This window comes from Rhizobium sp. BK060, from assembly GCF_014193145.1.
Lineage (GTDB): Bacteria > Pseudomonadota > Alphaproteobacteria > Rhizobiales > Rhizobiaceae > Rhizobium.
On sequence record NZ_JACHYW010000023.1, the window covers coordinates 82,654 to 101,084 of the forward strand.

17 protein-coding genes and 1 pseudogene are annotated in these 18,431 nt (G+C 60.3%); 12 read left to right on the top strand and 6 right to left on the bottom strand.

What is annotated here, in order from left to right:
* Positions 1-120: 120 nt before the first annotated feature.
* Positions 121-420: a DUF2934 domain-containing protein gene (locus FHT71_RS22920; protein WP_007791319.1), complete on the bottom strand. Its 300-nt coding sequence runs from the start codon at positions 418-420 to the stop codon at positions 121-123.
* Between the two features lie 185 nt (positions 421-605).
* Between FHT71_RS22920 and FHT71_RS22925 the strand changes: the two genes are divergently transcribed.
* Entirely contained in the window at positions 606-866 is a 261-nt protein-coding gene (locus tag FHT71_RS22925; protein ID WP_183722163.1) for a YMGG-like glycine zipper-containing protein, read from the top strand.
* A gap of 257 nt (positions 867-1,123) precedes the next feature.
* On the opposite strand, the gene FHT71_RS22930 is transcribed toward FHT71_RS22925, so the two are convergent.
* Positions 1,124-1,879 (bottom strand): adenylate/guanylate cyclase domain-containing protein, encoded by a 756-nt coding sequence (locus tag FHT71_RS22930; RefSeq protein ID WP_132593025.1) that lies wholly within the window; start codon positions 1,877-1,879, stop codon positions 1,124-1,126.
* A 417-nt stretch (positions 1,880-2,296) separates the two neighbouring features.
* Between FHT71_RS22930 and FHT71_RS22935 the strand changes: the two genes are divergently transcribed.
* Genes FHT71_RS22935 through FHT71_RS22950 form a run of 4 tightly spaced genes read left to right on the top strand, consistent with a single transcriptional unit; the run spans position 2,297 to position 5,971 of the window.
* Positions 2,297-2,917, top strand: a complete 621-nt coding sequence (locus FHT71_RS22935) for a TetR/AcrR family transcriptional regulator (RefSeq protein ID WP_132593027.1) — start codon at positions 2,297-2,299, stop codon at positions 2,915-2,917.
* Entirely contained in the window at positions 2,914-3,879 is a 966-nt protein-coding gene (locus tag FHT71_RS22940) for an HlyD family efflux transporter periplasmic adaptor subunit (protein WP_183722166.1), read from the top strand. Before FHT71_RS22935 ends, FHT71_RS22940 begins: the two co-directional genes overlap by 4 nt.
* A complete protein-coding gene (locus tag FHT71_RS22945) occupies positions 3,876-4,826 on the top strand; it encodes an ABC transporter ATP-binding protein (RefSeq protein ID WP_183722169.1) in 951 nt (316 codons plus the stop codon). Before FHT71_RS22940 ends, FHT71_RS22945 begins: the two co-directional genes overlap by 4 nt.
* A complete protein-coding gene (locus FHT71_RS22950) occupies positions 4,823-5,971 on the top strand; it encodes an ABC transporter permease (RefSeq protein WP_132593033.1) in 1,149 nt (382 codons plus the stop codon). Before FHT71_RS22945 ends, FHT71_RS22950 begins: the two co-directional genes overlap by 4 nt.
* A gap of 13 nt (positions 5,972-5,984) precedes the next feature.
* On the opposite strand, the gene FHT71_RS22955 is transcribed toward FHT71_RS22950, so the two are convergent.
* Both FHT71_RS22955 and FHT71_RS22960 read right to left on the bottom strand, forming a co-directional pair.
* Positions 5,985-6,629: a PQQ-binding-like beta-propeller repeat protein gene (locus FHT71_RS22955; protein WP_132593035.1), complete on the bottom strand. Its 645-nt coding sequence runs from the start codon at positions 6,627-6,629 to the stop codon at positions 5,985-5,987.
* 9 nt (positions 6,630-6,638) lie between these two features.
* Positions 6,639-7,859 carry a helix-turn-helix domain-containing protein gene (locus FHT71_RS22960; RefSeq protein ID WP_132593037.1) on the bottom strand — a complete coding sequence of 407 codons (1,221 nt, stop codon included), beginning with the start codon at positions 7,857-7,859 and terminating at the stop codon, positions 6,639-6,641.
* Between the two features lie 121 nt (positions 7,860-7,980).
* Between FHT71_RS22960 and FHT71_RS22965 the strand changes: the two genes are divergently transcribed.
* The 5 genes and pseudogenes from FHT71_RS22965 to FHT71_RS22985 all read left to right on the top strand — a co-directional run bounded on the left by FHT71_RS22965 (position 7,981) and on the right by FHT71_RS22985 (position 12,795).
* The gene (locus FHT71_RS22965; RefSeq protein WP_007791285.1) at positions 7,981-8,778 is read left to right on the top strand and encodes a thioredoxin family protein; all 798 of its coding nucleotides are present in this window, start codon (positions 7,981-7,983) and stop codon (positions 8,776-8,778) included.
* A 5-nt stretch (positions 8,779-8,783) separates the two neighbouring features.
* Positions 8,784-9,053, top strand: coding sequence for a hypothetical protein (locus FHT71_RS22970; protein WP_132593039.1), 270 nt, complete (start codon positions 8,784-8,786; stop codon positions 9,051-9,053).
* A 195-nt stretch (positions 9,054-9,248) separates the two neighbouring features.
* Positions 9,249-10,127 carry an aldo/keto reductase gene (locus tag FHT71_RS22975; protein WP_132593041.1) on the top strand — a complete coding sequence of 293 codons (879 nt, stop codon included), beginning with the start codon at positions 9,249-9,251 and terminating at the stop codon, positions 10,125-10,127.
* 199 nt (positions 10,128-10,326) lie between these two features.
* The gene (locus FHT71_RS22980; RefSeq protein ID WP_183722172.1) at positions 10,327-11,784 is read left to right on the top strand and encodes a CHAD domain-containing protein; all 1,458 of its coding nucleotides are present in this window, start codon (positions 10,327-10,329) and stop codon (positions 11,782-11,784) included.
* A gap of 223 nt (positions 11,785-12,007) precedes the next feature.
* A pseudogene (locus FHT71_RS22985) lies at positions 12,008-12,795 on the top strand (DUF481 domain-containing protein).
* Positions 12,796-12,856: 61 nt separating this feature from the next.
* Here FHT71_RS22985 and FHT71_RS22990 read toward each other — a convergent pair.
* Entirely contained in the window at positions 12,857-13,561 is a 705-nt protein-coding gene (locus FHT71_RS22990; RefSeq protein ID WP_132593045.1) for an SDR family oxidoreductase, read from the bottom strand.
* A gap of 129 nt (positions 13,562-13,690) precedes the next feature.
* Here FHT71_RS22990 and FHT71_RS22995 point away from each other — a divergent pair, with 129 nt between their 5' ends.
* A complete protein-coding gene (locus FHT71_RS22995; RefSeq protein WP_183722175.1) occupies positions 13,691-14,593 on the top strand; it encodes a LysR substrate-binding domain-containing protein in 903 nt (300 codons plus the stop codon).
* Between the two features lie 240 nt (positions 14,594-14,833).
* Complete coding sequence (locus FHT71_RS23000) at positions 14,834-15,193, top strand: RT0821/Lpp0805 family surface protein (RefSeq protein WP_132593047.1); 360 nt, start codon at positions 14,834-14,836, stop codon at positions 15,191-15,193.
* 710 nt (positions 15,194-15,903) lie between these two features.
* On the opposite strand, the gene katG is transcribed toward FHT71_RS23000, so the two are convergent.
* Positions 15,904-18,084, bottom strand: a complete 2,181-nt coding sequence (katG, locus tag FHT71_RS23005) for a catalase/peroxidase HPI (RefSeq protein WP_183722179.1) — start codon at positions 18,082-18,084, stop codon at positions 15,904-15,906.
* Positions 18,085-18,431: the final 347 nt, after the last annotated feature.

An 18,431-nucleotide genomic window follows, 5' to 3' on the forward strand; every position in this document is an offset into this window, starting at 1 on the left:
AGGCTGCTTGCGGTCATGGCCGTCTTCGTCGCCCGCCCAATTGCGCGCGACTCAAATCGTTACGCCCAAACATACGGACGCGCCGCGTCGTATCACTCGGCCCAAAGCCGTAATGAAAATCTAATGCGTCGTGACGGACTTCGGAGAGCGTGAGCGACGGGGCTTGTCTTGGGAAGACGCGGCTATTGCGACCCCAGCCGCTTTTGTCTTCTTCGTCGCCGGCTTTTCAGCCGCGGATTTCGCTGCGGCTCGCGGCTTGGCGGATTTCACCTTCACCGTCGGCTTTGTCGCAGCATCGACGCGCTCGCCAAATTCCTTGAATGCCTGTAGCCAATGTTTCATATCCTGCCCGTGTGGGCGGCCCTCCTGCTCCCAGATCTCATAGGCACGGCGGCGAATGTTCTCTTCATGCTCGTTCATGACGGGACCCTGCTGCTTGTTGAAACCAATCTTAATTGGCGCAAGCGGTCCAATAGGCAATGGAGACACCGGCATCGATTGATCGAAAGAAGCCGGCAACAGAAGCGAACGCAAAGCAGCGATTGTCTTTTCCGAAATGCCTCTATCTACCGTCGCGCGAACGAATTCAGCAGGAAGGAAACAAGATGAAACGCATGTCGATTTTGCTGCTTCTAGCAGGAGCCACGATGGCCGGATGCACGCCGACCCAGCAAGGAGCGGGAATTGGTGCGGCCTCGGGCGCGGTCATTGGCGGTATAGCGACCGGCAATGTGCGCGGCGCCGCTGTGGGTGCGGCCATAGGTGGCGCCGCTGGCGCCGTCATCGGCAATGTCGCCGGGCAGCCCGGCCAGTGCTACTACCGCGATCGATACGGCCGGCGATACGTCGCCAGCTGCCCACGCTGATTGCGCGCCAGAGCCTTTCAGGGCGCGGCAGCGCGAGACCGATCTCCGGAGGCGTCGCGCTCAACCTCAAGTGCGAAAGATCGCTATCGCGGCGGTAACGAGCTCTCTCGTTCGCCGCGTTCGCTCCGTTTGGAAAAAGCTTACCCTTTCGAGGCCAATGTGCGTGGATTAGCGGTCCCTATTGATCGAAAGCGAGATGTTATCGCTATAGAGTCGGCGACGGCCTCGATCTATTCTGCCGCTGTGTAGTCGGAAAATCATCTCCGAACCAGCACGCTCGCCTGTACCGGCAGTTCTATGCCCTTCAGCGACAGCGTACGGGCATGCGCTGCGGCTGTGAGATGCGCAGCCTGAGATGCAGACTCTGGCGACATGACGATCTCGCCTGCGCCTGCCTGCGATTCCAGCCTCGACGCAAGATTAACAGCACCACCAATTGCTGTAAAATCGCTACGGAAGCTCGAAAACTCACCGATCTCGACCTCGCCGGTGTGAATACCGACACCGACACCGAAGCTGTGACCACGATCAAGGCTTTCGAATACCGCGGTGCAGTGTTGCTGTATGTCGAGCGCCGCCATAACCGCGGCGGCGGCATGATCCTTTCTCAGGATCGGAAAATTGAAGATCGCCATCAAGCCATCGCCCATCTGCTTGTTGACGATACCGTCGTGAGCCCAGATCGCCTGCGCGCATCGGTCATGAAACAGGCTGACAATCTCACTCAACCTGATCGGCTCGATCTGCTCCGAGAGGGCAGTGAACCCTCTGATATCAGCAAACAAGATGGTTGCGGTCGCGGAAACATGGCGCTGCTTCTTGACGTAACGAAACGACCGCTCGCAAATCGTGCAGATGTTGGGGTTCATCTTGCTGCGGGTGACACCAAACATGCGGAACGGCAGCGCAAGCGCGCCACGAATCGGAATGGGGACATGCATTTGATCCCAACAACCCCGGCAGATTTTGGCATCCCTGTGACTGACCGGATCCATCGGATGGGAGGTTGGCATGGTCCGCGACCTCCAGCAAAAGCTCAGTTGAAAACAAACTTCTAATATTTGCCGGCATTTTGCAACTCAGGTGAAGTTCTAACCGCGAAAGATCGCAACCGCAGCAGCGACAAGTTCTGCCTTATTCGCTGCCACGGCCCCGCTTGGCGAAAACTTTTCCATCCTCGAGGCCGCCGCCACGCGTGGAATAAGCGTCATTCCTTCGCCAACCGGACAAACGGCCAGATCATGGCGTCGAAACCTGCATCGGGATAGGTCGGCGCAAATTGGCGCGCTGCAGTCGCATCGGCGGCTCTCCACCTCTTTGAAGCGCCGATTTCGTGGGCCCAGGAACACTTGCGTGCTCAATATTTTCTTGCAAAAAACCACACATGATGTTAATGACTGTCCAGTCAGTCATAATAGAAAATGAAGCGAATGCCTGAGAAAAAGCGAGAAAGACGAGATCCGGAGCAGCGCCGGGCCGAGATCCTGGCGGCGGCCTTCGCCTGCTTTGCGGAACGGGGCTTTGCCGCGACCCGCATGGAGGATGTCGCGGCTCGCGCCGGCATCGCCAAAGGTACGGTCTATCTGCATTTCCCCGACAAGGAGCGACTTTTCATCGAGCTCGTGTCCGGCATCGCCTCGCCGCTCCTCGGTGAAGTCGGCGGCATGGTCCAGAAGGAGGCGATCCCGCCGCGCGCTGCCGTTTCGATGTTCTATGCGCTCTTCAAGCGCGAGATCCTGGAGACGGAGCGCCGGCACCTGTTGCGGCTAATCCTCGCCGAGGGTCCGATGTTCCCCGTTGTGACCGAATTCTATTACCGCGAGATTATCACCAAAGGCCTCGCGATCGTGCGTGTCCTGCTTGCCCGTGCCGCCGCGCGCGGCGAGCTTCGCAATCCCGCCGTCGCTGACGTCCCGCAATTGGTCATGGCACCGGCCTTGATGTCGATCGTCTGGACGACGCTTTTCGAAGGCTACGAGCACCTCGACGCGCAGAAACTCTTCGACACGTTCCTCGACACGCTCTTCGTGCCGGAAGGAGGCACGACATGAAACGAATCCTTATCGTCGTCATCGTGGCCGGCGCGGCCCTTGCCGCCCTGCCTTTCCTGTTCTCCGACAAATCCCAGCGCGCCTACCAGGGCTGGGTCGAGGCCGACACGCTGTTCATCGGTGCCGACACCAGCGGCCGTGTGGTTAAACTCGATGTCGCCGAAGGGCAGGCAATTGCGCCCGGCTCGCCGCTTTTCAGTCTGGATTCTCAAACCGAAGAGGCCGCTGTCGGCGCCGCGCGCGCTTCGCTGGCTCGTCTGCAGGCCGAACTAGAACTCGCCGAGGCGAAGCAAAAGCGGCCGGAAGAAATCGACATGCTGCGCGCCAGCGAACGCGAGGCGGTCGCCCGACTTGAGCTTGCCGCACAGGATCTCGATCGCACCCGCGTGCTGGTCGAGCGCGGCACGGCGACAAAGGCAAACCTCGACACGGCGACGGCCACCGAAGCCGCCAACCGTGCCGTCCTCGATAATGTCCGCAGCCAGATTACGCTTGCGAACCTGCCGGCCCGTATTGAAATGCTGCGCCAATCAAGGGAGGCGGTCGCTGCGGCAAAGTCCGATCTAGCCTCTGCGAAAGCCGCGCTTGCCCGCCGCTTCGTGTCTGCTCCGGCAACAGGCAGCATCGAGACCGTCTATTACCGCGCCGGTGAGGTCGTGCCCGCCGGCCGGCCGATCGTGGCCCTCTTACCGCCAGAGAACATTCGCATCCGCTTCTTCGTGCCCGAAGGCGAGATTGCACTGTTTTCGCTTGATCAATCGATCCGCGTCGCCTGTAACGCCTGCCGACCCACCGATGCGAAGATCAGCTTCATCGCAAAGAATGCCGAGTATACACCGCCGGTAATCTACAGCCTCGAAGAGCGTGCCAAACTCGTCTACCGTGTCGAGGCAGTCCCCGCCGATCCAAAGGCGCTGCGCCCTGGCCAGCCGGTGGATGTCACCGCGGGAGCCCGCCCATGAGCGACACGGCAATGCCCATATACGCTCCCGAGACAGTGATCGACGTCCATCACCTCACCAAGAGTTTCGGCAGCCGGAAGGTGGTCGACGATGTGTCGATGTCAGTGAAGAAGGGCCGCATTCACGGCTTTCTCGGTCCGAACGGCTCCGGCAAGACCACGACGATCCGCATGCTCTGCGGCCTGCTGACGCCAGACAGCGGCGATGGCACATGCCTTGGCTTCGACATCCTGACCGAAAGCGATCGCATCCGCCGTCGCGTCGGCTACATGACGCAGAAGTTCTCGCTCTATCAGGATTTGTCGATCCGGGAGAACCTGGAGTTCGTCGCCCGCGTCTACGGCCTGGCAGATGCCCGCGGCAGAGCAAGCGCCGCAATAGAACGTCTCGGCTTGAAAGGTCGGGAACAGCAGCTGGCTGGGGAACTTTCGGGAGGCTGGAAGCAGCGCCTCGCACTTGGCGCCTGCATCCTACCGGAACCGGCCCTGCTCCTCCTCGACGAACCGACGGCAGGCGTCGACCCCAAAGCCCGCCGTGACTTCTGGAACGAGATTCACGCGCTTGCCGCCGACGGCCTCTCGGTGCTGGTGTCCACCCATTATATGGACGAGGCAGAGCGCTGCCATGAGATCGCCTATATTGCCTACGGCAAACTGCTGGCGCAGGGAACAGTGGACGAGGTGATCGCCAGCACCGGTCTGGTCACCTGGACCGTCTCCGGAACGGGCGTGCATCGCCTCCAAGCCGAACTGGAGAACGAGCCAGGGGTCGACATGATCGCGCCCTTCGGGACCAGCCTGCATGTTGCCGGTCGCGATCCCGAGGCGCTTGAAAAAGCAATCGCGCCATACCGAGAACGGTCCGATCTCAAGTGGCAAGAGGGCGAAGCGACGCTGGAAGATGCGTTCATCGATCTGATGCGCCGCTCGGAGGACAATTTCCAATGACGACGACAACGGCGAACGGCAACGGTATCTCCTTCGGGCGTTTCTGGGCGATGACGATCAAGGAATTCATCCAGATGACCCGCGACCGCATAACGCTGGCGACGATGGTCGCCTTGCCGATCATGCAGCTGTTCCTGTTCGGCTTTGCGATCAACACGACGCCGCACAACCTGCCAACCGCGGTGCTGATGCGCGAGAACACCGATATCGGCCGGTCGATTTTGGCAGCGCTGGAGAATACCGACTTCTTCGAGATTCGTTCTGTCGTTACCCGTGCCGAAGACATGGATTCGCTTCTGGAATCCGGCAAGGCTCTGTTTGTCGTAGAAATTCCTGAAGGGTTCGAACGCTCGCTTCGGCGCGGCGATACACCCTCCCTGCTGGTCGCAGCCGATGCCACCGATCCGGTCGCATCGAGCTCGGCGCTCGGTGCGCTCTCCGGCATCGTGACGTCGGCACTTGCCAACGACCGGCAGGTCGAATTCGCCGAGCCGACCAAGCCCGCCTTCTCCATCGTCCAGCACCGTCGTTATAATCCGGCCGGCTCATCGACCCTGAATATCGTGCCCGGCCTGCTCGGCACAATCCTGACGATGACGCTGCTGATCTTCACGGCTCTCTCGGTCACTCGCGAGGTGGAACGCGGCACGATGGAGAACCTGCTCTCCATGCCGATCAAGCCGCTGGAAATCATGCTGGGCAAGATTGCGCCCTATGTGCTGATCGGTCTCGTTCAGTCGCTTCTTATCATCGCGGCCGGCCTGCTTGTCTTCGGCGTTCCAATCCTTGGCAGCCCGGCTTCGCTGGCGGCTGCGACCACGCTCTTCGTCATCACCAACCTGTCGATCGGCTACACCTTCTCGACGATCGCTGCCAATCAGCTGCAGGCCATGCAGATGGCGATGATGTTCTTCCTGCCGAATATCCTGCTGTCGGGCTTCATGTTTCCGTTCGCCGGCATGCCGAAGTGGGCGCAATGGATCGGTGAGGCGCTGCCGCTGACCCACTATATCCGCATTGTCAGGGCGATCATGCTGAAGGGCGCGAGTATCCAGATCCTTGCTTATGACACGATCGCCCTCGCCTGCCTGATGACAGTCGCCATGCTGATTGCTGTCCGCCGCTTCCGCAGGACATTGGACTAGACGGCAGGAGACATCAGGATTGGCTAACTCCGGGCCGGCGGATGGCCCGGACCTTGCCACTGTTGCCACCGCCACAAAACAGCCGATCCGTGCCATCGGACTCAAGTCCCGATACGCCTATGCCCGCCGGCATGTCGATGCGTTCCAGCACCCGTCCGGTTTCGGGTTCAATGCGTCGGATATCGCTCTCATCGCTTTCCCAGGTGGCATGCCAAAGCTCGCCATCGACCCAGGTCACGCCGGTAACAAAACGGTTGGACTCGATGCTGCGAAGAAGTGCGCCGGTCTCCGGATCGATCTGATGGATCTTTCGGCCACGGTAGTCTCCTACCCAGAGCGTTCCTTCAGCCCAGGCGAGCCCGGAATCACCACCGTTCGCGGGTGCCGGGATCGTCGAGAGCACAGTACCGGTCTTCGGATCGATCTTCTGGATTCGATCCTCCGCAATCTGAAAAAGATACCGTCCATCGAAAGCGGTTCCGGCATGTGCCGCAACGTCGATCGAACGGACAACCTCGCCGGCATCGGGATCGAAGGCATTGAGCTTGTCGCCGGAGGCAAACCAGACATGTCGACCATCATAGGTGACGCCGCCCACCTGCTTCACATCCGGAAAGGGGCCATATTCACGAAGGATTTCAGCTTTGGAGTGTTTCATGGGCCTATCCTAGTCGTTGGGGAGTGGACCTGGGAGTAACAAAGTTGACGGGAACCCCGGCAGCGATGGGATCGTCCACCGGCGCGCCGGCCCGCGTCCGAACGATTGCACCTTGCCTGTTTCCGCGAGTGCATCAAGTGCCCGCTGCACCGTGCGTGGGCTGGTACCGATCGCGATTGCAAGCGCCGAACTCGACCAGGCCTCCCCATCGGCCAGAAATGCGAGGATCTCGCCATGCTGTTCCTCGACGGGCGGGGCGAGCATGACCACGTCGGTTGCCCGACGCGGCGCGAGCACGAAACCGTCCTTGGTCGCATTGATATCCGCTATGCGATGAAGCTCGCCGCGCAACCGCCCGACTTCGACACGCAGCCTGGCACGGTGCGATTCATCGACATGTTTGGCCCCAAACGCGCGAGCAAGAAGCATGGTCCGCGACACGTCTTTCGGCCAGGTCTCCGCAAGTGCCCGAACGAGCGCGAACAACACCGGACGCGTCGTCAACGAGACAACCTCGTCACCATTGCGCACGACGTAACGGCATGCATCGACGACCAGCGCCCCCGACGTCAGAACCGCCTCTACCTCCTCCAGCAGCAGGAAGCGCTCCCCTCCCTGCCCGATCAGCCGCGCTGCCGGCGTTTTCAGAACCTGGGACACGGCCTCGACTTCGGCATTGAGGGCAGGAATACCCGCCTCGCGCGCAGCATTTTCCGCTCGGCGGAGAGCTGTACTTGCAGCACTCGTGCGAAGACGCCGAATGGCAATCCCTCCAACGACCAGCTCGTGGGCGGTCCGCAATGGCGGGGGAAGCGGTGCCGGATCGACGCTGGCGAGTAGGCGTTCGGCCTCATCGAGATGGCCGATGAGTAGCAACCGCCTTGCCTCCAGATGTCGCGCATGCGCTGCGTTCAAGCGATCATCGTGAGCTTCGAGCACGTCCCGCGCGGCGGCGAGTGTCTTGGCGGGCCAGGTCAGATCACGCGAGACAAGCGCGATTTCCGCCTCGGCCACGAGGCAGCGTGCGCGCGCGACCGGCTCCTTTGAGCCGAACGCGCGCGCAGCCGTCTTCAGCAAAACCTTTGCCCGGGCGAGATCACCAAGCTGCGCCATCGCGATGCCACGAAGGGCGAGCGCCGGCGCATCATTGCGCAACGCAACCCTCTTCAAGGCACCGAGAAGATCGCCGGTCGCAAGCAGCCTCGCCGCAGCGATGATCATCGAGTCCATCGGAATCCCGTCAAACTTGTAACTCCCACCTTCTCCCGCTCTGGCCATAGTCTGCTCACGACCACCAAGCAGCCGCAAGTGGCGGCATGCTACGCCAACGGACACCAAGAGGAGAAGCATGATGACGATGCATATTACAGGCACACGCGAAGAATGGCTTGCGGCACGGCTCGAGCTGCTAGCGGAAGAGAAGGAACTGACGCGGCGCAGCGATATGCTGGCGCTACGCCGCCAGGAGCTGCCGTGGGTCAGGATCGACAAGGACTACCGGTTCGAGACCGCCAACGGCAGCGCTTCGCTCATCGATCTCTTCAAGGGCCGTTCGCAACTGCTGATCTACCACTTCATGTTCGGCCCCGACTATACCGCCGGGTGCCCGTCCTGCTCGTCGATCGCCGATGGCTTCAACGGCGTCGTCGTTCACCTCGAAAACCATGACGTCGCCTTCACCGCCGTTTCCCGCGCGCCGCTTCCAAAGCTGCAGGCTTTCAAGGAACGGATGGGATGGACCTTCGACTGGGCATCCTCCTTCGGTAGCGATTTCAACCTCGACTTCAGCGTCTTGTTCAGCGAGCAGCAGCAGCGCGAAGGCGGGATAGAATACAACTACCGCCGTGAACCGCCAGCTCGCGTACCGCTGGAAGGCCAGACCGTGCAGGAATGGAAACTGCGCGGCAGCGAGAGCCCAGTCGCTCAGATCGCCGCAATGACCGGAACCGACGTCGCCACCTACACGCGCGACCGGCCGGGCCTCAGCGCTTTCGTGCTCGATGGCGGCGTGGTCTACCACACCTACTCCAGCTATGCACGCGGCGTGGACGGTATTTGGGGCGTGTATCAGTGGCTCGACCGCGCACCCCTGGGCCGCAACGAGCAAGGCATCTGGTGGCGGCTTCACGACGAATACGGCCGGGGATGACGGTCATGCTTTCCTTCGGCCAAACACGGCACGGCGCCTCGGTCAAGACGCCGACAGACAATGCAGCAAGCATCGGCAACTGGCTGTGCCTTGCAGCGGCGCCAATCTTCGCCATCATGGCGATTGTCACCTTGGCAGGCGGCGGAGCAGATATGATCTGCTCCGCAATGCCGGACGCTTTTCCAATGGACGGCATGACGGCGATGTATCTGCTGATGTGCGTCTTCCACCTGCCGCCATGGCTGCGCATGATCTCAGGACGACCGGTAGATTGAGGGCGGCCCTGATCCCTAGACCCGGCGCTGTCGCTATCCACTGAAATTCCGCGCCGGGACCGCACTTTGCCGCCCTTGGGGACCAGCCCGCGGAAGGCAATGGCGGATTGCGCCTAGGTGGACTTGCATTGTGCCCAGCTCGCTCCACCTTAAGCCCGATTGAGCCCACCAAGACAGGCAATCGGGAGAAGGTCAGTGCCAGACGGTTTCACGATCTCAGCCGCCGCATCGGGTCAATTTTCGATCGGCAACATCACCATCAATCGTCTCGGCTTCGGCGCCATGCGTGTCACGGGGCCCGGCATATGGGGACCGCCTGCGAACAAGGCCGAAGCACTTGCAACCTTGCGCCGGTTACCGGAGATCGCCGTCAATTTCATAGATACAGCCGATTCCTACGGCCCCGACGTGTCCGAGGAGCTCATCAGCGAAGCGCTGCATCCTTACAAGGGGCTGTTGATTGCGACCAAGGCCGGTCTGACCCGCGAAGGACCGGACATCTGGACGCCGAACGGGCGGCCGGACTATCTTCTCGAGCGAGCGAAAGGCAGCCTCAAGAAACTTCGCATCGACCGGATCGATCTGTGGCAGTTGCACCGCATAGACACGAAAGTTCCTCGCGACGAGCAGTTCGGCGCGGTAAAGACGCTTCTGGACCAGGGCCTCATTGCTCATGCGGGCCTAAGCGAAGTTTCAGTCGAAGACATTAAGGCGGCTCGAATGGTATTTCCTGTCGCGACAGTTCAGAACCGCTATAACCTCGTCGACCGTGGCAGCGAGAACGTGCTCGATTACTGCGAGCGCGAGGGCATCGGCTTCATTCCGTGGTATCCGCTGGCAGCGGGTGCGCTTGCCCGGCCAGGCTCCATCCTCGACAGGCTGGCCAAGAAATATGAGGCGACGCCGAGCCAGATTGCGCTGGCCTGGGTGCTTAAGCGCAGCCCCGTGATGTTGCCGATCCCCGGAACCTCCAAGGTGAAGCATCTTGAGGAGAATGTCGCTGCGGCGAGCATCGCTCTGGATGACGAGGATTTCGCTGCTTTGGATACCGCGGCTCGCCAATCGGGATCCTAGATCGAACGTAGCCCAAGCCAAATTCTTGCTCCGGTCGATCGTCTGAGCTCTGACGGCCGGATTTTCCTGTGGGATGTCGCTACGGTCGTACTGCCACAGACGTTTTTGTCATCAAGACGTTTTGTCCGCATGGCACCGCTCTATCTCTCGTCAGAGAATTGTATCCACCGATCATCATGTGACCGAGCGGAGACCGCACTTGGCAATCGAAACAGAATTGAAGCTAGAGCTGAGCGCTGACGCGGTTGACACACTCCTGGGATCCGGCTTGCTGGGCAACCCCGTCTCGGCGGATCCCCTGACGTCCATCTATTTTGACACGCCCGACCACGAGGTATGGGAGGGCGGCTATTCTCTGCGAATCCGTACGGTTGGCGCAGCGCACGTCCAAACCGTAAAGGCGATGGGCCCGAACAGTGCCATCTTTGCGCGCTCCGAATGGGAAGCGGCGGTGACAGGCGACACGCCTGTGATTGATTACACGACGCCGCTGCGGGCGGAGCTCGATATCGAAGACAGCGCTCTCATCCAACAGTTTTCCACCCCGGTGGAACGGCACCGGTGGAACGTCGACGAGGACGGGAGCAAGATTGAAGTTGCCCTGGACATGGGCTTGATCGTCGCCGGCGATCGCCAGATGCAGGTACGGGAGTTGGAGCTGGAGCTGAAGGACGGTAAGCCAAGCGCGTTGTTCATCCTTGCTCGCAAGATCGAAGCGCTTGTCCCTGTCCGCTTTGGTGTCGCTTCAAAGGCGGAGAGAGGATACCGCCTGCTCGGCGAGCAGGCATCGGTTTTCAAGGCTGAACCCGTGCATCTCGATCGCGACCTGCGGGTCGGGGCTTCGTTCCAGGTCATTGCTCAAGCATGTTTTCGGCATTTCCGGCTGAACGAATCCATCCTCCTGGATAATGCAAATCCGCTGGCACTCCATCAGGCTCGCGTGGCGCTGCGGCGACTGCGCTCTGCCTTCTCGCTCTACAAGCAGATCCTGGTCGATGCCGAATCCCAGCGGCTCAAGGACGAGTTGAAGTGGCTGACTGGCGTTCTCGGAGCGGCGCGCAATATTGATGTGATGATTGCCAGGGTCGGAAGCGGCGACATCAAAGGCCGCCTGCTCGAAGCGCGCGACAGCGCCTATAAAGAGGTGCTTAACGCGCTCTACGGCTCCCGCGCCAAGGCCCTTATGCTTGACCTGAACGAATGGCTCCACTGCGGGGAGTATCTGACGCTGCCGGAAACGGCGGAGATCCGTAACGGACCGGTGGTCGATTTCGCAATCGAGGTTCTCGATCGTCAACGCAAGAAGCTGAAAAAGCGGGGTAAATCTCTGGCGGAAGCCGACGACGCGCATCGGCACGAAGCGCGCAAGGTGGCGAAGAAGCTTAGATATGCAAGCGAATTCCTGGGCTCGTTGTTCACCAGCAGGCAGGCAGAGCGACGATACGGCAAGTTCATCAAGACGATGGAACAACTGCAGGACGAACTCGGCCTTCTGAACGACATGGCAACCGCGCCGGCAGTCGTTCGCTCCCTGGAGCTGGAGTCACATTCCGACGCCGACTCCCTGATCGTCCATGGCAACAGCGAGAAACTGGTCAGCGCCGCACAATCATCCCTGGATGAATTGATGGAGCGAAAAAGGTTCTGGCGGGGATGAAGCGGACAAGCCCGACGCCATGCGGAGGACTTCTGACCGGACGCGATCGCTGAAGCCGAATGCCGGACGATGCCAAATGACAAACGGGGATTTCGGGTTTCATATATGAGAACCAGAATATAATCACTTTGCGAGACACAGGACTTGGTGCAACCTGCGTTATCAGTTCAGGTCAGTGAATCGGGGCGATTGTAACCTGAACACGAGAGGGGACAGGTTGACCATGAGGAGCAGGATTTCGCTGATCGCATGCACCGTTTCCGCTTTGGCGTTCGTGGCGCCTCTGCACGCCGCGGATCTGTTGCCCGCCACGGCACCGCAGCCTCAGACTGCGCAACCGAATGGCTGGACGTTTTCTTTCGCGCCCTACTTCTGGTTTGCGGGCCTCGAGGCAAGACCCAGGTGTTCGGCCTGCCGACCGTCGACATAAGTCAGGATTTCGGCGACATCCTGAAGGATCTGGACTTTGCCTTCATGGCAGCCGGTGAAGCCCGCTATGACCGGTTCAGCATCTTCACCGACATAATCTATGCTCGCATAACGACGGACGCTGCAACGCCGCGCGGCGTCATTGCCGACGAGGTCGATGTCAAGTCGGTCACGTTCAGCTCACTGCTGGGCGTCGGATACACCGTCTACGAAGATCCGAAGGCTCGCTTGGATGTGATTGCCGGCGCCAGATACTGGCATGCCGAAACGACGATCGGGCTGAGCGGCGGCATTATCGGCAACGTGTCGCGGACCGACTCTGCGAACTGGGTGGACGGGGTTGCGGGCGTCAAGGGCAACTACTCGCTGACCGACAAAGTCTATCTCACCGGCTGGGGCATGATCGGTGCCGGTGGCGCCGACCTGGATTGGGACGTGCTGGCAGGCGTTGGCTATCAGTTCAATGACACGATCTCCGCAGTTGCGGGTTACCGCGCCCTCGGTGTCGACTACAGCAACGATGGCTTCACCTACGACGTGATCGAGCACGGCCCGATTTTCGGAGCGGTCATCCGCTTCTGATCGACGTTCTGTCGTACGCCACCCCGGAGGCAACTTGGCTCCGCAGCAGTGCCCGCCAGCATCACACAGAACGGGTCAGTCCGCCGTCAACGCGAATGTTCTGTCCTGTCATGTAGGCTGCACCTGCCGACGCAAGGAACGAAACAGTCGCGGCAATCTCTTCGCTCGTGCCGTAGCGCTTCATCGGAACGCTATCGCGGCGCTCTTCGGTGGCCGGTAGGCTATCGATCCAGCCGGGAAGAATGTTGTTCATGCGGATGTTTTCAGCCGCATATGTCTCCGCGAATATCTTTGTGAATGACGCCAACCCGGCGCGGAACACCGCCGACGTCGGGAACATTGGACTCGGCTCGAAAGCCCATGCCGTGGAAATGTTGACGATGGATCCGGCCCTCTGCTTCTGCATGTGCGGCGTCACCAGGCGCGTCGGGCGGATGACGTTCAGGAGGTAGACCTCCATGCCGCGGTGCCAGTCCTCGTCTGATATGTCGAGGATGGGCGCGCGAGGGCCGTGGCCGGCGCTATTTACGAGCACATCAATGCGTCCCCATGCCGAGACTGCAAGCTCAACGAGCTTGCCGAGATCGTCGGGCGATTGGTTCGAGCCGGTCACACCGACACCCCCGAGTGTCTTGGCAAGCTCCTCCCCCTTGCCCGACGATGACAGGATTGCCACCTTGAACCCATCCGCTGCAAGACGCTTCGCTGCGGCGGCGCCCATTCCGCTGCCGCCGGCCGTAATCACCGCTACCTTTTCTACTGACATTATACTTTCTCCTATTTTCAAAGGGATCCGCACTATTGCCGTCTGCAGTCGCATGTGAAGCGTGATATCACTACGACATCAGCAATGCGAACGAGTTCCATTCTCAGCAAGCAGTAGAAAATCTATCGAATGGCAGAAGGTATCAGGCGTCTTCCCTCTCTTAATGGCCTTCGCGTGTTCGAGGTCGTCACGCGGCACTTGAACTTCCGCCTGGCAGCGGAGGAAATCGGGGTGACTCAGGGGGCTGTAGCCCAACAGATACGGGGGTTGGAAGCAGAGCTGGGCTTGAAGCTGTTTGACAGGCTTCCGCGAACGCTGGCGTTGACGGAGGCGGGCCAGAGCTATGTGACGAATATCCGCCGCGCATTCGAACTGATCTTTGAAGCAACCGAAACGCTGAAGCCGGAACCGCTCCGTCTGACGATCAGCGTTACGCCGACATTCGCCTCGAAGTGGCTGATCCCGCGCCTGCCCGATTTTACGGCAACCCATCCGAACATCGATCTGCGCATTCTGGCGAGTGACCGCATTGCCAATTTCCAAACCGACGCAGTGGATCTCGCCGTCCGCCATGGTCGCCCTCCCTTTGGACCGAACCTGAACGCAGAACTTTTATTCGACCACGTCATTATTGCCGTCGGCAGCCCCCTGCTGGTGGAGAAGCTCGGCCGCCCCTCTCAAGATGGCAATTTCGCACGCTACCCGCTTCTTCACGACGGCCACGATTTTTGGCCACAATTTCTCGAGTTGGCATTTCCCGCCACTCCGCTGACGGGCGCCAAGAACATTCGGTTCAATCAAACGTCGCTGGCGATTGAGGCCGCGATTGCCGGTCAGGGCCTTGCTCTGACGAGCACGTTCTTCGTGGAGGATGATTTAGCAGCCGGTCGCCTTGTCCGCGTGCTACCAACGGAACTTACTGTTGGCACCGATTTTTACGTGGTCTCGCCACGCAGGCCTCGTCATCCCGCATCCGTGGCTGCGGTCAGGAGCTGGCTTGCTCATCAGACATCTGCCAACCGTCCAGGTTAGGTTTAGGCCCGCAATCGAAGCTCATCGAAGGCCTTCCCAAAGACCCCGACGGCACAGGGAGCGGCATCAGCATCGAGTTCCGGCCTGAGCCGGGAAAGGACCAGATTGTGGTGGAACATACCAGCAAAACATCGGAATCGACGGAACGGACTGGCACTGCTCCCATTTCTATAGTAGCTCCTCAGCTTGCTGTCAGAATTGCACGCTACGATGCGGGAGAACAACCATCGGAAAGTCCAGATGACGCGGAAAAGTAAAGGCGCATTGCAATTGGCTCTTCTGGCCGTGCTGCTGGCGGGATGTACCAAGGTCGAGCCCTTGGAAACCGCCGCCGTCACACAGGCGATCCCGACACCCGCGAAGACGGATCAGGCGGTTATTGCTGATACAGTCAGCCGCGGCCCCGTCGGAGTGAAGCCCCTTGCCTGGGCCAACCCATCGACCGGAAGTGCCGGCGTGATTGAAGAAATCGGCGTTGATCCTCAAAGTTCATGCCGCGCCTTTGTAACGACCCAGCGCACGCTCGAGGGAGAAACCCGCTTCAAGGGCCTTGCCTGCCCGTCCGGCGACTCTGACTGGAAACTCGGACCCGCGCAATAAGCACGATACCCGCCTCTCCGGCCGAGCAGCCGATTGGAGCTGCTTTAACCGTTCTAGGCTTCGATGGAGCAGTCGGCTCGCCACAAGCCGCCGTGCCCCCGCGGAGCCAACGTGACGGTACCCATCCCGGGAACGCCCGAGATCACCTGGCCACCCATTTTTACCGAAGCAGTGCCGGAGCCGGCATAGATCGCGGAAATGTCATGGTGTTCGAACGGCGGCAGATCATATTCAAAAGGAACATTGTGCCAACGGCTTACCAGCCGCGTGTCACCAGAAAAAGCCTCCGCGACCACGGGCGGCGACAGGCCGTGTTGCAGCCGGCGAATATGCTCCGTCGTATCCGCATTCCCGCCCAGGGAGGACTTTTCTGTCTAGCTGGCCCTATACGGAAACACATAACATTTCCCGCATGCTTCGAAAATGTCCATTTAAGATTGAATTTGGCGTCGACCGAAACTCTACGCAACTATGTGGCGGCGCAGGAAGCTTCCATACTCAGCTTCGGCCACCCGCAATCATCGGGAACCGCACGTTTCGCCGGACATGCCGATCCTTGCGGCGTCGCGGGGACGGCCTGTCCCCGCGGAGCCACTGTTGAAGGGCAATCGGATCGCCCTCCATTTTCGCCCATCAGCCCCCATCAAGGTGGTCCTGTGTGCGAAAGAGCTTGGACGCGGCCCGGGCCGCGTCCAAGCAAGATTTAACGATCAAAGGAGATCGAAACGATCAGCGTTCATCACCTTGGTCCAGGCTGCCACGAAGTCCTTGACGAACTTCTTCTTGGCATCGGACTGGCCATAGACTTCCGCAAGGGCACGAAGCTGCGAGTGCGAACCGAAGATCAGGTCGACGCGGGTGCCGGTCCACTTGAGTTCGTTTGTCTTGCGGTCTCGTCCTTCGTAAACGCCTTCCTTGCCGGCAACCGGAGACCACTGGGTGCCCATGTCGAGCAGGTTGACGAAGAAGTCGTTCGTCAGCGCTTCGGGACGAGACGTGAAGACGCCGTGCTCGGGCTGGCCGGCCTTCAGCACGCGCAGTCCGCCGACGAGAACCGTCATTTCCGGTGCGGTCAGTGTCAACAGCTGGGCGCGATCGACGAGAGCTTCTTCCGGCTTCATGAACTGGCGACCGCCGACATAGTTGCGGAAACCGTCGGCGCGCGGCTTAAGCGCAGCGAACGAGGCCACATCCGTCTGTTCCTGCGAGGCATCCGTGCGGCCAGGCGTAAACGGAACGGTGACGTCATGGCCACCTGCCTTTGCCGCCTTCTCAACACCGGCGGCACCGGCGAGAATGATCAGGTCGGCGAGCGAGATCTTCTTGCCACCCGTCTGAGCAGCATTGAAGTCCCTCTGGATATCTTCGAGAACGCTAAGCACCTTGGCAAGTTGGGCCGGCTGGTTCGCTTCCCAGTCCTTCTGAGGCGCAAGCCGGATGCGTGCGCCATTGGCGCCGCCGCGCTTGTCGGAGCCGCGGAAGGTCGAGGCCGATGCCCAGGCGGTCGAGACCAGTTCCTGCACGGACAGGCCGGTCGAGAGAACCTTCTCCTTCAGTTCGGCGATGTCCGCGTCGTCAACCAGCTTGTGATCAACGGCCGGGATCACATCCTGCCAGATCAGGTCTTCCGCCGGGACTTCCGGGCCGAGGTAGCGCACCTTCGGGCCCATGTCGCGGTGGGTCAACTTGAACCAGGCGCGAGCGAAAGCATCCGCAAACTGATCCGGATTTTCGAGGAAGCGGCGAGAGATCTTCTCATATGCCGGATCGAAACGGAGCGACAGATCGGTGGTCAGCATCGTCGGGAGATGCTTTTTCGACGTGTCGAAGGCATCCGGGATGGAGGCTTCGGCATTCTTGGCCTTCCACTGCTTCGCACCGGCCGGGCTTTGGGTCAGTTCCCATTCGTAACCGAACAGGTTCTCGAAGAAGAAGTTGCTCCACTTTGTCGGCGTTTGCGTCCAGGTCACTTCCAAGCCGGCGGTGATGGCGTCCTTGCCCACGCCTGTCCCGAAGGAACTCTTCCAGCCAAGGCCCTGGTCCTCGATCGCGCCGCCTTCGGGATCGGCACCGACCAGCGACGGATCGCCAGCACCATGCGTCTTGCCGAAGGTATGACCGCCGGCGATCAGCGCCACCGTCTCTTCGTCGTTCATAGCCATGCGGGCAAAGGTCTCGCGGATGTCGCGGGCAGCCGCGACCGGATCGGGATTGCCGTTCGGACCTTCGGGATTGACGTAGATCAGGCCCATCTGCACGGCGCCTAGCGGCTCTGCCAATTCGCGTTCACCGCTATAGCGTTCATCGGCCAACCAGGTGGCCTCAGGACCCCAGAAGAGTTCCTCCGGCTCCCATACGTCGGCGCGGCCGCCGGCAAAACCAAAGGTCTTAAAGCCCATGGACTCGAGCGCGACGTTGCCCGTCAGGATCAACAGGTCGGCCCAGGAAATCTTGTTGCCGTATTTCTGCTTGATCGGCCACAGAAGACGGCGGGCCTTGTCGAGGTTGGCATTATCGGGCCAGCTGTTGAGCGGCGCAAACCGCTGCTGACCGGCACCGGCACCGCCGCGGCCGTCCGTAATGCGATAGGTGCCGGCGCTGTGCCAGGCCATGCGGATGAAGAGACCGCCGTAGTGACCGAAGTCGGCCGGCCACCAGTCCTGCGAATCGGTCATCAGCGCATGAAGGTCCTTCTTCAGCGCATCGAGGTCGAGCGTCTTGAATTCCTCGGCATAGTCGAACGCCTTGCCCATCGGATCGGAAAGACCGGAATGCTGGTGAAGAATCTGAACGTCCAGCCGGTCCGGCCACCAATCGCGGTTGGATCGACCACGGGGCGTGCTGCCGTGCGCGACAGGACATTTGCCTGCGCTGTCGGGTTTCTGGTCCATATCGTTCTCCTTGATTGCTTTGAATTTTCTGCCGTCCAAAGGGATATCTGCCAACCATCAGGTTCAGCTGCGCCGTCTGGAAACGGTTTTCGGCACTCAAGCCGAGGGTACCGGTCGACGCGTATCCTCCCTTTACCCCTTCATATCGGAACCAGGCTATAATGCTAAGTTGGATTTACTGATCATTACGATAACAAAAAGCTATGACACTTGGGCTACGTCCCCTGCAAAAACCTGCCGAAGGCCCGACAGCGTTTATGCAAACGTCGATACCGCTTAGGTTCTGGCTGCAAGCTATCGGCAAACCGGTCGAGTGGTCGATGTAGGGCGACCGCGACTGTCAGAAG

Bases quoted from the DNA above. Each gene is read 5' to 3' on its own strand.
- FHT71_RS22950 (WP_132593033.1), top strand. From the start codon at position 4,823: ATGACGACGACAACGGCGAACGGCAACGGTATCTCCTTCGGGCGTTTC.
- FHT71_RS22990 (WP_132593045.1), bottom strand. From the start codon at position 13,561: ATGTCAGTAGAAAAGGTAGCGGTGATTACGGCCGGCGGCAGCGGAATG.
- FHT71_RS23000 (WP_132593047.1), top strand. From the start codon at position 14,834: ATGACGCGGAAAAGTAAAGGCGCATTGCAATTGGCTCTTCTGGCCGTG.
- FHT71_RS22995 (WP_183722175.1), top strand. From the start codon at position 13,691: ATGGCAGAAGGTATCAGGCGTCTTCCCTCTCTTAATGGCCTTCGCGTG.
- FHT71_RS22920 (WP_007791319.1), bottom strand. From the start codon at position 420: ATGAACGAGCATGAAGAGAACATTCGCCGCCGTGCCTATGAGATCTGG.
- FHT71_RS22925 (WP_183722163.1), top strand. From the start codon at position 606: ATGAAACGCATGTCGATTTTGCTGCTTCTAGCAGGAGCCACGATGGCC.
- FHT71_RS22965 (WP_007791285.1), top strand. From the start codon at position 7,981: ATGACGATGCATATTACAGGCACACGCGAAGAATGGCTTGCGGCACGG.
- FHT71_RS22970 (WP_132593039.1), top strand. From the start codon at position 8,784: ATGCTTTCCTTCGGCCAAACACGGCACGGCGCCTCGGTCAAGACGCCG.
- FHT71_RS22945 (WP_183722169.1), top strand. From the start codon at position 3,876: ATGAGCGACACGGCAATGCCCATATACGCTCCCGAGACAGTGATCGAC.
- FHT71_RS22955 (WP_132593035.1), bottom strand. From the start codon at position 6,629: ATGAAACACTCCAAAGCTGAAATCCTTCGTGAATATGGCCCCTTTCCG.
- katG (WP_183722179.1), bottom strand. From the start codon at position 18,084: ATGGACCAGAAACCCGACAGCGCAGGCAAATGTCCTGTCGCGCACGGC.
- FHT71_RS22940 (WP_183722166.1), top strand. From the start codon at position 2,914: ATGAAACGAATCCTTATCGTCGTCATCGTGGCCGGCGCGGCCCTTGCC.
- FHT71_RS22935 (WP_132593027.1), top strand. From the start codon at position 2,297: ATGCCTGAGAAAAAGCGAGAAAGACGAGATCCGGAGCAGCGCCGGGCC.
- FHT71_RS22960 (WP_132593037.1), bottom strand. From the start codon at position 7,859: ATGGACTCGATGATCATCGCTGCGGCGAGGCTGCTTGCGACCGGCGAT.
- FHT71_RS22930 (WP_132593025.1), bottom strand. From the start codon at position 1,879: ATGCCAACCTCCCATCCGATGGATCCGGTCAGTCACAGGGATGCCAAA.